This is a genomic window from Pseudomonas sp. GW822-FHT06D10 (genome assembly GCF_058799535.1).
In genome coordinates this window covers 446,961-460,682 of sequence record NZ_JBXALN010000002.1, presented here as the reverse complement: position 1 = coordinate 460,682, position 13,722 = coordinate 446,961, and the positions used below count along the sequence as shown (strand labels likewise).

Below are 13,722 nucleotides of genomic sequence, written 5' to 3'. Positions count from 1 at the left end.
GGAGCTGGCTTGCCAGCGAAGGCAGCCTGAAGCCAGGCACAAAAAAACCGGCCCCCACGGGCCGGTTTTTTTTACAACGGCAGTACATTAATCGCGCAAATCCGACTCATGAATCGGCTGGTCCCTGTGGGTCGCCCGCTGGTACTGCGCCGGCCAGATCGCCTTGCGCCCGCCCAGGTCGTCATCGGCATGCAGCGGCCAGTAAGGATCACGCAACAGCTCACGGGCGAGAAAGATGATGTCCGCCTGACAGGTACGCAAAATATGCTCCGCCTGGGCCGGTTCGGTGATCATCCCCACGGTCCCGGTGGCAATCCCCGACTCCTTGCGCACCCGCTCGGCAAAGCGCGTCTGATAACCCGGCCCGGTGGGAATCTCGGCATTGGCCGCGGTGCCTCCGGACGACACATCGATCAAATCCACCCCCAGGTCCTTGAGGCGCCGCGCCAGCTCCACGGTCTCGTCCGGGTTCCAGCCGTCTTCCACCCAATCGGTGGCCGACACCCGCACGAACAGCGGCAGCTCCTCGGGCCACACCGCGCGTACCGCCTCGGTCACCTGCAGCACCAGGCGAATGCGGTTTTCGAACGAACCGCCGTATTGGTCCTGGCGCTGATTGCTCAGGGGCGAGAGGAACTGATGCAGCAGGTAGCCATGGGCAGCATGCACTTCCACCACCTTGAAACCGGCCTCCAGCGCGCGTTTGGCGGCCGCGACGAAGGCCTGGATGACTTCGCCGATCTGCCCTTCATCGAGCTGGGTCGGCGGCGTGTGCTGCGGGTCGAAGGCAATCCGCGAGGGCCCCACCGGCACCCAGCCGCCGTCCTCGGGCTTGACGCTGCCGGACTTGCCGAGCCAGGGCCGGTGAGTACTGGCCTTGCGCCCGGCATGGGCCAGCTGGATACCCGCCACCGCGCCCTGGGCGGTGATGAAACGGGTGATGCGCTGCAAGGGTTCGATCTGCGCGTCGTTCCACAGGCCCAGGTCCTGGGCGGTGATCCGGCCTTCGGCGGTGACCGCCGTGGCCTCGGTGAAGATCAACCCGGCGCCGCCGACGGCGCGGCTGCCCAGGTGCACCAGGTGCCAGTCGTTGGCCAACCCGTCCACCGACGAGTACTGGCACATGGGCGACACGGCGATGCGGTTGAGAAGGGTCAGTTGACGCAGGGTATAGGGTTCAAGCAGCAGACTCATGGGGCACCTCTCGGTCAATGGTCAGGCTCCAGGGTTCTGTTTGAACGGTCGACGAGTGACTGCGAAGTGAAGCGCCCGCCCCCGCGGGTAGAAGAATGACAAAAGGTCACAAGGCCAATCAGACAGTGCTTAGAGACTAGTCGACAACACTGTCGCCGGCAGGGTTCCTGATGCGTGCCCGGGCAAAAAAGGCGCTGCTCCCCTTGTAGCCGCTGCCGCAGGCTGCGATCGGCTGCGTAGCAGACGTGGGGCTTCAAAGGCCCTCAGAGGTCGGCGCAAGATTGCCGGCAAGGCCCTGCGGGCCTTTTCGCAGCCTCGCCACAGGCTCGGCAGCGGCTACAGGGGTTGCCAGCAGAGGCGGGGGAGGTGGTGAGGACGCACAAGGCAAGGCCCGGCGCCCCTTCGCAGGTCAGCGCGGTTCGATGTGGGCGATCATCAACTGCACGGTTTCCTGGCCACGGAACTCGTTGAGGTCGAGTTTGTAGGCCAGCTCCACCCAGCGGATGGTCGGGTTGGGCCAGACTTCGCGGTCGATGCCGAAGGCAATGCCGTCCAGCTTCAGCGAGCCGCATTCGCTGCGCAGCACCACTTTCAGGTGGCGTTCGCCAACGATGCGCTGCTCCACCAGTTCGAACACGCCATGGAACATCGGCTCGGGGAAATGCTGGCCCCAGGGGCCGGCGTGGCGCAGGGCGCGGGCCAGTTCCAGGTGGAACTCTTCCACCGCCAGGGTGCCGTCCGACAGCAGGCGCCCGGTGAGGTCTTCTTCGCGCAGCTGGCGCCGCACTTCTTCGTCGAAGGCCTCGGCAAAGGCCGGGAAGTTCTGCTCCGGCAACGACAGGCCGGCGGCCATGGCGTGGCCGCCGAACTTGCTGATCAGTTGCGGATGGCGCGCGGCCACGGCGTCCAGGGCGTCGCGGATATGAAAGCCCGGCACCGAACGCGCCGAACCCTTGAGCATGCCGTCGCCGGCATCGGCAAAGGCGATGGTCGGCCGGTGGTAACGCTCTTTCAGGCGCGAGGCGAGAATCCCGATCACCCCCTGGTGCCAGTCGGCGTCGAACAGGCACAGGCCAAACGGCATCGACTCCACCGGCAGTTCCTTGAGCTGGGCCAACGCTTCGCGCTGCATGCCCTGCTCGATGGATTTGCGGTCCTGGTTCAGTTCGTCCAGCTGGGCGGCCATGGCCCGAGCGGCGGAAACGTCGTCGCTGAGCAGGCACTCGATACCCAGGCTCATGTCGTCCAGGCGCCCGGCGGCGTTGAGCCGCGGGCCGAGGATAAAGCCCAGGTCGGTGGAGGTGATGCGCGAATGATCACGCTTGGCCACTTCGAGAATCGCCTTGAGCCCCGGCCGCGCGCGACCGGCGCGAATCCGCTCCAGGCCCTGGTGCACCAGGATGCGGTTGTTGGCGTCCAGGGGCACCACGTCCGCCACGCTGCCCAGGGCCACCAGGTCCAGCAGCTCGCCAATGTTCGGCTGCGGCCGGGTTTCATAGCGACCCAAGCTACGCAGGCGTGCGCGCAGGGCCATCAGCACATAGAAGATCACCCCGACCCCGGCCAGGGCCTTGCTCGGAAACTCGCAGCCCGGCTGGTTGGGGTTGACGATGGCGTCCGCCGCGGGCAGTTCATGGCCGGGCAAGTGGTGGTCGGTGACCAGCACTTGCAAGCCTGCTGCCTTGGCCGCCGCCACGCCCTCGACACTGGAGATGCCGTTGTCCACGGTGATCAGCAGCTGCGGTTCGCGCTGCAGGGCCACGGCGACGATTTCCGGGGTCAGGCCGTAGCCGTATTCAAAGCGGTTGGGTACCAGGTAATCGACATGGGCCGCGCCCAGCAGGCGCAGGCCCAACAGGCCCACGGTGCTGGCGGTGGCGCCGTCGGCGTCGAAGTCGCCGACGATGAGGATGCGCTGGCGCTGGTCCAGGGCGGTCACCAGCAGGTCCACCGCGGCATCGATGCCCTTGAGCTGCTGATACGGGATCAGCCGCGCCAGGCTCTTGTCCAGCTCCTCCACCGACTGCACGCCACGGGCGGCGTAGAGGCGGGTCAGCAGCGGCGGCAGATCGCCGAGAAAGGGCAAGACGGCGGGCAACTCACGGGGTTCGATACGCATGGGCTAACAGCAACTTCTCTGGGGGGACGGTGGATCGTTCAGGGGCAGAGCGGGCGATCAGCCGCGCTCGCCCAGCAGCCATTCCAGCTGCACTTCGTGCTGGCCGCGATCATCGGTGACGAAGATCGTGCCTTCGCTGATCATCACGTCCCACTTGATGACACGCGGCATGTCCTTGGCCAGGGTCTCGAGGACTTCCTGGGGCACGCCGGCGATGTTGAGGTTCTTCAGGTTCTTCACCGCGTCCAGCACCCGGGTCTGCCAGACCCGCAGGCTGCCGTAGGCCAGAAGGCTGGTGCGCTCGGTGCGGCGCGAGCACCAGGTCAGGCGATCGGCGTCCGGCTGGCCGACTTCGATCCAGTGCAGGACGCGGTCATCCAGGCTCTTTTCCCACAGGGCGGGTTCATCCACGTCCGACAGACCCCGACCGAACGACAGGTGCTCGTTGTACCAGAAGGCGTAGGCCAGCAACCGTACGGTCATGCGCTCTTCGGTTTCCGAAGGGTGACGGGCGATGGTCTGCTTGACGCTTTCATAGACCCCACGATCGAGGTCGGTCAGGTTCAGTTCGAATTTGTAGGTGGTGGACGGCTGGGCCATGTGCGGGCTTCTTGAATGTGCGAAAAGGCGGCAAGTCTAACCCGAAACCCGCCGCCCTGCCCGACCGCTGACCGGGCCGCCCCTGTCCTGGATGACATCCGCTGAAACGCATTGGCTGGGTAAAGTCGGTTGCCAGCCCGTGACCATGGCTTTATAACCCCGCGCAAACCGGCTGACGCGCACCGCGCCAGAGCCGCTGTTCAATAGAAAAGGACGTCCATGACCCTCTTTGTCATCCTGCTCGTCATCGTGCTGCTGTTCATCGCACTGATCCTGTACTTGCGCCAGAAATCCGCCGACCAGCAGCAATACCTGGAACAGACCGGCAACCTCACCGCCCAGATCAATCAGACCCTGCTGATGAGCAAGGCCGAGCCGCAACTGGCCCTAGAACTGGCGCTGCAACTGCCAGAGGGCGAGGCGCAGCAGTTGGCCCTGCAACTGGTGGCCAGCGAGCTCTATGTGGCTGGGCACAAGGCCCAGGCCACGGCGATCTACCAGCAACTGCCGCCTCACGCTCGGGAATACGTGCTCAATACCCTGATTGAAACGCTGCTCGACAGCCAGGATACCCAGGCCTGCCTGGAGCTCCTGGAGCACTGGGGCGAATCCCTGCCCAGCTGGCCGCTGCTGCAGGTGCCAATCCTCCAGGCCCGCGGTGAACAGGCGCGCGCCCTGGCCCTGATCGGCGAGCTCGGCGACCCGAAAAACCCTGCGGCCCATGAACGCCAGAGCATCGGCAATCTGCTGATGCTGTCGCGCCTGCAATTTCAGGCGGGCATGCAAGACGCCGCGCTGATCAGCCTCGAACAGGCCTGGGCGAGCTTCCAGCAACCCGGGCAGGAGCGCTATCACACTGTGCTGCGCAGCCTTTTCGACGCCTTCGCCACCCAAGGGCATGCCGAGCGGATTCTGGCCCACTCGGCCGAACTGCCGGCCGAGGAACAGGTGCAGGCGCTGATCGCGCTGTTCGATGCCGGCCAGGTGGAGCCGGCCTTCAGCTTGCTGGCCGACAACGGCACCCTCTACTCCTCGACCTACAGCGACCTGATGGACTCGGCCCTGAAACGCCAGACAACCGAAACCGCCCTGCGCCTGCTGGACCTGACCCCCGAGATGCACCAGCACAGCGTGCTGCTGCAACTGCTCAGCCATCTGGCGGCCCAGGGCCAGACCGCCGAAGCCGAGGCCCTGCTGCAGGCGCGAGCCAGCCACGAGTCGCAGCGTCCGGGGCTGATGCTCAACCTCTGCGATGAGTTGCACCAGGCGCAGCCGCAATGGACCACAGCCCTGCTGGCCCAGGCCCTGCACCTGATCGACGGCTACAAGAATGAACATGAGTTCTACAACAGCTTGCGCATGCAGGCCCTGCAAACCCAGCTACTGATGCAAAGCCACCTGCCAGCTCATCGCCGGGACAGCTGGCTGGTGCGCAGCAGCATCGAGGAAATGCACCGTCTGCGCCAGCAGATGCCCGTTGACGAGCAATTGCTGCATCTGTGCGACCAGGCCAAGCTGCTGCACGCCCTGGACCAGACCGCCCAGGCCAGGTCCCTGCTGGAGCAGGCGGTGCAGCTACTGGATGGCGAGCCGCTGCCGGATGTGGATGAGATGGACGCCCGCTTCTACCTGGAGGACATCGCCAGCGCCTACCTGAACATCGACGATGTACAACAGGCCCAGGCCCTGCAGGACCGGCTCAACGCCGAGGATTCGGGCAGTCGCATCCTGGAAGAGGAACTGCTGCTCAACCATATCCAGCATCAGCGTTACGCCCAGGCCATCGAGGGCCTGAACCTGGGCATCCTGCTCAGCGACAAGAAGCCCCTGTCGCTGCTGTACCAGGACCTGGAAGACCTGCAGCAGCGTGCCCCCGAACGTGCCGGCGAGCTGAAACAGCAACTGATGGCGCGCATTGCCAACGGCCAGATCTGGCTCAGTTCCCAGACCAACTGACGCCCCCGGTTGCGCGCCCTTGGCGGGGCGCGTCACCGGCCAACAGCCGCACCCGAGGAAGATTCATCATGGAAGTACTTGTCATCCTGCTGCTGATTACCGGCGTGATAACGCTGCTGGTGGTCTATGCCAACAAGCGCAGCGCCGGCAATGACCTGGGCATCACCCTGGACGAGGCGGCGCAGATCAATCGCGCGGCGCACCTGAGCGCCATCGAACCGCAAGTGGGCCTGCAACTGGCCCAACGCCTGACGGGCAAAGCCCGGCAACTGGGGCTGTTCCAGATGCCCGCAGCGCTGTACCGACAGGGGCACCCGGAACAGGCCCTGGAAGTACTGGCCGAGCTGGATGAAACCTACCAGCCCATGGCACTGAACCAGTTGCTCGAAACCCTGCTCGACAACGATGGCCCGCAGGCTGTGCTGGGCTTGCTGGAGCGCCTGCATCAACCCCTGCCGTCAGCGCCCTTGCTGCGCATCCCGCTGCTGCTGGCCAAGGGTGAACACGAGCAGGCCCGCGCCTTGCTGGTGACCTTCGGCGTCAACCAGCTGAGCCCGGACTCCCCCGGCGAGCACCGGCAGTTGGCTGCCCTGCAACGCAGCTTGGGCCTGGCCGACGAGGCTGCCATCAGCATCGGCCTGGCCTGGCAACTGCTGCTCAAACAGCCGGTCAACGAACTGGACCCACACGAGATAGAGCAGACCCTGCGCGAGTACCGTGCCCAGGGGCAGGATGCGCAGTTCCCGGCCATGGCCGCGCAATTACCCGGATCGGCTCGGATCATCGTCGTAACCTTGCTCATGGAAACCGGGGAATTCGAGGCCGGGTTCGAACTGCTGGCGCAGGCCCCCGAGCCCGAGGACTACTTCGGCTACCCGCCGCTGCTCAAACTGATACTGGACGCCAACCGCCCGGATCTGGCTCCACGGCTGATCGCCCAGATGCCGGAAAGCTACGCCAGCGATCTACTGCTGAGCCTGTTGAACTGGCATGTCGGGCGCAACGAAATGGCCAAGGCCGAGGCGGCCCTGCAGGCCTGCGCCGTTTCGCCCTCGCAGCGTATCTGGTGCCTGGTCTGCCTGTGGGGCACCTACGTCGAGGAACACTCGCAATGGTGCGCCCATCTGCTGGAACAAGCCTTGCTGACCCTGGAAACCCTGCGTGGCGATGAGCAATGGCCATGGTTGCGCCTGCTGATCCTGGAAACCCAACTACGGGTGCAGGCCGACCTGCCGCGCCTGCGCCGCGACAGCTGGCTGATCCGCAACAATCTGGAGGAAATGGCGCGCCTCAACACCCAGCTCGAATACGCCGATCGACCGATGAAACTGGCCTTGCAGGCCAAGCTGCTGCACGACCTGGAGCAGACCCGGCAAGCCGGTGAACTGCTGGACCAGGCCGTGCAAGCCCTCGACGACAGTCAGAATGCGCCTCTGGATCCAGCGGAAAAAAACTTCTTCCTGGAACAGCTGGCGCTGAGCTACGTCTACATCGACGACCAGGCAAAGGCTGTCGAACTGAAAGCTCGCCTGGAGCAGCAGGCGGCCTACACCCACCAGTTGAGCCAGGCCATGGTGCTCAAGCACATTCACGAGCAACGCTTCGACGAGGCGATTGCCGGGCTGGAACCGAGCAACCTGTTTATCGGCGAAAACCCGGTGCAACAGTTGCACCAGGCCCTGGAAACCCTGCGCCAGAGCGCCCCGGAAAAAGCCCAAGGGCTGTGCCAGAAGTTGATCGACCACCTGGCCGCCGAGAGCGCCTGGGGCCAGCCGAACGCCGCCTGAGGCAGCGTCAAGGCCCGCCGCTGCACGCCTTAACGCGGCGCGTAGCGGCTCCAGAGTTCGTTGAACTCCTTGAGATAACTGGCCACCAGTTGCGGGTGGTCGATCACCAGCAGGTTTTCCTCATTGCCGGTGGTGGCGCTGCGGGTCCAGTTGAAGCTGCCATTGAGCAGGGTCCGGCCATCGAATACGGCGAACTTGTGGTGCATGTGGAACGGCGTGTCGTCGATCCGCACCGGCACCCCGGCCTCGCGCAGCGCGGCGATGTCGCTGCCGACATCGAACTGCTTTTCACTGTCGCTGATCACCCGCACGGCCACACCACGCTGGTGGCAGGCGCGAATTTCGTCGCTCAGTTGATCGTCGGAAATGGTGAACACGCAGATATCCACCGAGATTCGGGCCTGGCGGCACAGGTCGCGGATCTTGCGCCGGCAGTCTTCGCCGGGGCTGAAGTGGGCGCTGGCCATGTCCCGCACCGGGGCGCTGTTGGCGTCCAGGGTCTTGATCACTTGTTCCAGCCACTTCAACGCCGGCAGCACATTGACGCTGTCCGCCAGCGCCAGCTCGCGCACCAGGTCAAAGGCACGGTTACGCATGTAGCGCACCTGGTCCTGGCCCAGTTCGCTGCCCAGTTGACGCAGCTCGTCCCGCTCTTCGTTGCTCAGTTTCAGGTCCAGCACGCTGTCGCGCAGTTGCTGGTCCAGGTGGGCAAAATCCATGTCGTGATCCTTGGCTGTTCGCCGGCAAGCCGGCTCCTACGGTTGGGAGTCCTTGAGGGTCGGAACCTCGCCGTTACTGAGCATCTGGCTCAGTTCGTCGAGGCGCGTGGCAATGTCGCCAATGCGCTGGTGGCTGTGCAGGTCGACATCGATCTTCTTGTGCATGACCTTGAGCAGCGGCAGGAAACTCTGCTCCAGGTGCTCGGAGAGGTTCTCCAGCACTTCACGCATGCCTTGCTGCGGCGCGGGCCGGGCCAGGCCGCGCACGCCTTCCACCAGATCGTTGAGCTGTGCCACGACGCGGGTGCCGACATCGCTGTCGCTGCCGCCCATGGAGCGGTTGCGCACGAAGTCGCGCTTGATCTGGGTCCAGCGTTCGCTCTGCTCCGGGGTCTGGTTACCGCGCAGCTCGGCGAGCTTGAGCAGGTTTTCCTCGGCGCCGGTGGTCAGCAACTGGGATTCGCCCTGGTAGTGGTCGGCCAAGAGTTGCAGGAGCTCGGCGTCGTTCATTACCGCCGAGATCTTCTCGGCCATCTTGTTCATGTTGCGGTAGCTGCCCTGCAACTTGAACGGCGGCTCGCTGCGGTACTGGTCGGCCTGGGCCGCGCTGGCGATGTACTGCTGGTTGACCCGCAGCACCACGTCGCGCACCTGCATCAGGCGTTGCAGGGTGGTGGTGATTTCGTTGATCTCGGCACCGCTGTAGCTGTGGCTCAGTTCGTTGCTGGAGAAGGCCTTGCCCTCGGCCTTGGCGACGAAGCGGTAGACGTCCGCCATGTCGCGGGTGGCCAATGGCGCCAGCACCGGGTTGGAGGTCAGGCCGTTCTCGATGTAACTCAGGGCGAAGGCGTCCTGCATCCCCCCCAGGGTGTCGCCGAGGTTATAGATGTCGGCCCGGTTGGCCAGCATGTCGGGGATCTTGAACACTTCGCCGGACTCGGTGTACGGGTTGCCCGACATCACCACGCAGAACTTCTTGCCGCGCATGTCGTAGGTCTTGGTGCGGCCTTTCCACACGCCTTCGATGCGCCGGGTGCCGTCGCACAGCGAGATGAACTTCTGCAGGAATTCCGGGTGGGTGTGCTGGATGTCGTCGACATAGAGCATCACGTTGTTGCCCATCTCCAGGGCCAGGTTGAGCTTCTCCAGCTCCTGGCGCGAAGTGGCGTCCGGCGCCTGGGCCGGGTCCAGGGAACGAACCTGGTGCCCCAGGGCCGGGCCGTTGATCTTCATGAAGATCAGGCCCAGGCGGTGCGCCACGTACTCCATCAGGGTGGTCTTGCCGTAGCCCGGTGGCGAAATCAGCATCAACAGGCCCATCAGGTCGGTGCGCTTGTTCTCGCCCACGGTGCCCATCTGCTTGGCCAGGTTATCGCCGATAAAGCCCAGGTACACGTCGTTGATCAGCTTGTTGCGCACGAACGAGCTCAGCGGCCGCGGCTTGAATTCGCTCAGACGCAGGGCCGAGCGCTCGCGGCTGATGATGCCCTGGCGCAGCGCCTGGTAACGCTGCAGGCCGGGCAGGAACTGTTCGCGGTGGGCCCGCAGGCGGGCAAAGAAACCGTCCACGGTGAGGGACAGGCTGCGCTCCTGGATGCGCGGGTGTTCGCCCATCAGGTTGCCGACACTGAAACGCAGGTCGACTTCGGTGATGCGCTTGGCAAAGTCTTCCCGCAGCAGCAACAGGGCCACCGCCTCGGGCACGTAGTCGGCCCACTCGGCGAACTCGCCCTCGGCGCACAGGGCCGAGAGCCAGTTCTCGGTCAGCGCCCACTGCGCAGCGGGCCGCTCCACCAGCCGCGCCAGGGCCTGCTGGTAGTCGTCCCACATCCGTGCGCCCTGCAGACGCAGGGTCAGGGCTTCCTGCAGTTGCTTGGCGTATTTGCTGAAAGTGAACTCGATGCGCTCCGCCGCCAGTTCCTGCACCAGGTACTCGGCGGCTTCCGGCAACAGTTCGGCCGGCAGGCTGAAGGCCTGCTGCTGGCGCCAGTCCTGCAGCGCCAGGAAGATTTCTTCCTGCAACTGCAGCAAGCCTTCACGACGCCCGAACAGTTGCTGGATATGCCGGCTGGTACGGGCACGTTCCACCCATTGCCGGGGTTGCGGCTGTTCCTGCTGGCGATCCCAGTAGAGGGTGGCGAAGGCCCGCGCCGCCGCGCCGAAACGCAGCAGGCCGGCGCTGTCGCGCAGGGGCAGCAGTTGCAGGAGGATCGCTGCGGCGTCGTGGTCGTGGATGCCCTTCTCGTAGCCTTCCTTGTAGCGCGGCGCGGCAAAGTCGCGGATCACCCGCGCCAGTTCTTCAGGGTGCGCCAGCAAGGGTTTCAGGCTTTCCAGGCTCAGGCCTTCCTCGCCGCGGTCGGCAGCGTCCAGCACCTGCCCGGCGAGGTATTCGGCGCGGTACAACTGGGCCGATTCCGACTCCAGGGCCACCTGCCAGAAGTCCCGCAGGGCCTCCAGCTCGGGGTCGCGCAGGGGTTCGAGGAAATCCGTGCCGGTGAGGTGCAGGTGCAGTTCGTCGCCCCGCGGCATCAGGGTCAGGTCCAGCTCCTGGGTGTTGACGCTGAAGCGGTGGCGCGGCCCCAGCTTGATGACGTTGCCGCCCTCTTCGAACAGCTCGGTCTTGTCGCGCAGGGCACGCACGGCCTGGTCCCGGGCGCCCTTGAGGCGCGACTCGACATCGTCGGCCTTGACGCTGTCCTTGAGCTCGCGCAGGCGCTCGGCCAGCTCCCGCAGCTTGAGGATCAGCGGGTCGGCGGCGAAGAACGCATTGAGCTCTTCGGCCTGGGTGAACTTGGCGGTGCGCCGGCCGAGGCTATCGAGAATCCGCCGCGCGGCATCCAGCAGGCCCTGGGCCTTGCGCTGGCGCTCGTCGAGCAGCGATTGCTTGTGGGCCTCGAAGGTTTCCAGCAACTCCTCGCGCTTGCCGAGGATGTCGCCGAGGAACTGTTCGTGATCGCCAAATCGACTCTCCAGCTCCTCAAGCTGCACCAGCAAGCGCGACAGTTGCTCATCGCAACGCTCGGGGTCCTGGGCCTGGGCCAGGGCATTGGTGATGCCCTGGCTGAAGAGTTTGAACTGGGCCCCGAACTGGGCCACGGTCTCGGTCGAGCCCAGAGCCTTGCGCCGCTGTTCGGCACGGGCCTTGGCCTGGTTCAGGCGGGCGTAGATCTGCGAGATGGATTCGATGATGCGGGTGCGCTGGGTGGCGTCGTCGATCTGTAGCGAGGCCATCAGGCTCGACAACATGTCCAGATCACCGGCCATGGCTTGCAGGGCGCCCAGGGGCTCGCTGAGCTGGGCCACGGTTTCGGCTTTCTGCGCCTGGGCGTCCAGGGTTTCCAGCTGGGTTACGAAAGGCTGCAAGGCCTGATCGCTGGCGAGGAAGGTCGCAGTGCCGGCGGCGGTGCGCTCCTGAGCCTTGAGCAGCTCGGCTTCCATGGCGTCGATGCGCGCCACGTCGATGTAGCGGTAGTCGCGAATGGTCAGCAGCAGCCCGCGCTGGGCGGTGATGCCGTTCAGCGCATCGACGAAGCTTTGCACCTGATCCCAGCTGTCCACCAGCAGGCTGTCCAGCAGGGCTTTCTGCTTGGCCTCGGCGGCCACCATGGCCTGGTCCGACTGGCGACGGATGCTTTCGACTTTTTCGTATTCGTCGAGCACCAGCTCCGAGGTGGAGGCCACTTCCCGCAGCAGCGGCGCCAGGCCGTCCAGCTCGTCGCTGCCCAGCCAGTGGTACACATCGAACAGGCGCCGGGTGTTCTGGCACAGCAGCGAGTAGCGCTGCACCGACACCGCCGGGGTGTCGATCTCGCGGCACAGGTCGTAGAGGTCGGAAACGCTGCGCACCAGTTCGGCGTTGCCGATGCGCCCGAGGAAACCGCTGCGGGTCGGCTGCCGCGCGGCGTACTCCTCGGTGAAGAACGGTGTCTGCCAGACCTGCATCGGATGGACCCGGGTCGGCTCGTCGCCCTCGGCGGCGAAGATCACCATGCGCCCGTCTTCCAGGCGCGCGTAGCCGTGGCCGAACAGCGGGTTCTGCAACTGGCGGTTGATCATGTTGTAGGTCAGCAGCACCGAGCGGCCCTGCTCCGGGTGGTAGAAGATGTACTGCACATCTTCACCGTTGGGCGAGCGCACCGAGCGCTTGTAGCGCATGCCCTCCATGGACTGCTCGAAGGTCTTGTACTCGCCGCTTTGCAGGTAGTAGCCGCCGGGGAAGATGATCCCGTGGTCCTCCGGCAACTGCACACAGGCCAGGCCGATGGCGTCGATGCGCTCCACCTGGCGGGTCAGGCTGTTGAACACCAGGTAGCGCCACTGCTCTTCGCGGTACGGCAGGACCTTGAGCAGGATCAGGCTGCCCAGGCGGGCGAATTCGATCTGCGAGTCGTCCAGGGACTGGGTCTTGTCCAGCACCTCTTCGCGGTAGATGCCCAGGCCCGATTCGGTGTTGTTCTCGACCTTGATCGTCAGGTCGCCGCCGATGGTCTCGACGAACACCGTGTCGAGGATGTTCAGGTGCGGAAAGCGGCCTTCGACCACCATCTCGCGGGTGGCTTTCTTCCATTCGAAATCGAAGGGTGCCGGCAGGGCGATATCCCGCTCGCCCCGGTTGTCGATGTAACGGACATCACGCCCGTCCACCGAGATCGACCAGCGGAACACCCGCACATCGGTGACCCGCTCGCCGATCTGGAAACTTGCCAGCAGCTTGCCGTCACGGATCGCCAGTTGCAGCAGGCGGGTGTTCTTGTAATAGGTATAAAGCTCGTTGAAATCGTTGAGGAAGCCCTGGGCCGCCAAAAAGCTGCCTTCCAGGGGCACGGGCTCGGCTTCATAGCCTTCGCCCTCTTCCACCAGCCGGTAGAGGGAAAACACGTCAGCGACGCTGGTTTCCTTCTTCAGGCCGATAAAGACGTTGTAGCCGAACAGCAGGCAGTCGCCGACCTGGACGATGTCCCGGGCGATGCAGTTGTTCTCGGTACGGATGCGCACCCGCCCGACCACTTCCATGCGGCTGTTGCCGAACTCGTCGAGACGCCTCTGGTTGAGGTCGTCAGTGGTGGCCCGCAGGCGCTGGCCCTGGTCCAGCAGGCGCTTGTGCAGCACCTCATAGGCGCCGCCTTCGGCGACGGCCTTATCCAATACGTCCTGTGGGGGAGTTGCGACTTGAGCGTCCGACATCGTGGCCTTCCTGGATCTACGGCGGTATGCAAAAAAGCGGGCTCCTCAAACCTGGAGCCCGGCACCTGAAACCAGCCAGCTGAAACCCGCCGCCTGACACCTGCCCTGCAGCCGTCGATAAAAACGACGGCTACAGGATCAGGCGAGGGCTGGCGAATCAGCT

7 protein-coding genes are annotated in these 13,722 nt (G+C 64.9%); 2 read left to right on the top strand and 5 right to left on the bottom strand.

The features are described 5' to 3' along the window. Positions 1-87 precede the first annotated feature (87 nt). The 3 genes from AC1RL5_RS07605 to AC1RL5_RS07595 form a co-directional block, all read right to left on the bottom strand. Entirely contained in the window at positions 88-1,194 is a 1,107-nt protein-coding gene (locus AC1RL5_RS07605) for an NADH:flavin oxidoreductase/NADH oxidase (protein WP_011059469.1), read from the bottom strand. 409 nt (positions 1,195-1,603) lie between these two features. Then, positions 1,604-3,313 (bottom strand): single-stranded-DNA-specific exonuclease RecJ, encoded by a 1,710-nt coding sequence (recJ, locus tag AC1RL5_RS07600; RefSeq protein ID WP_072451195.1) that lies wholly within the window; start codon positions 3,311-3,313, stop codon positions 1,604-1,606. Positions 3,314-3,370: 57 nt separating this feature from the next. Beyond that, complete coding sequence (locus tag AC1RL5_RS07595) at positions 3,371-3,913, bottom strand: YaeQ family protein (protein ID WP_011059467.1); 543 nt, start codon at positions 3,911-3,913, stop codon at positions 3,371-3,373. Positions 3,914-4,132: 219 nt separating this feature from the next. Here AC1RL5_RS07595 and AC1RL5_RS07590 point away from each other — a divergent pair, with 219 nt between their 5' ends. Together AC1RL5_RS07590 and AC1RL5_RS07585 are read left to right on the top strand one after the other, a co-directional pair. Next, positions 4,133-5,869, top strand: a complete 1,737-nt coding sequence (locus AC1RL5_RS07590; protein WP_207239835.1) for a hypothetical protein — start codon at positions 4,133-4,135, stop codon at positions 5,867-5,869. 68 nt (positions 5,870-5,937) lie between these two features. Next, the gene (locus AC1RL5_RS07585) at positions 5,938-7,656 is read left to right on the top strand and encodes a tetratricopeptide repeat protein (RefSeq protein ID WP_093404502.1); all 1,719 of its coding nucleotides are present in this window, start codon (positions 5,938-5,940) and stop codon (positions 7,654-7,656) included. A gap of 29 nt (positions 7,657-7,685) precedes the next feature. On the opposite strand, the gene AC1RL5_RS07580 is transcribed toward AC1RL5_RS07585, so the two are convergent. Continuing rightward, the gene (locus AC1RL5_RS07580) at positions 7,686-8,375 is read right to left on the bottom strand and encodes a phospholipase D-like domain-containing protein (protein ID WP_011059464.1); all 690 of its coding nucleotides are present in this window, start codon (positions 8,373-8,375) and stop codon (positions 7,686-7,688) included. 36 nt (positions 8,376-8,411) lie between these two features. Further along, a complete protein-coding gene (locus AC1RL5_RS07575; protein ID WP_072451198.1) occupies positions 8,412-13,559 on the bottom strand; it encodes a DNA repair ATPase in 5,148 nt (1,715 codons plus the stop codon). Positions 13,560-13,722 lie beyond the last annotated feature (163 nt).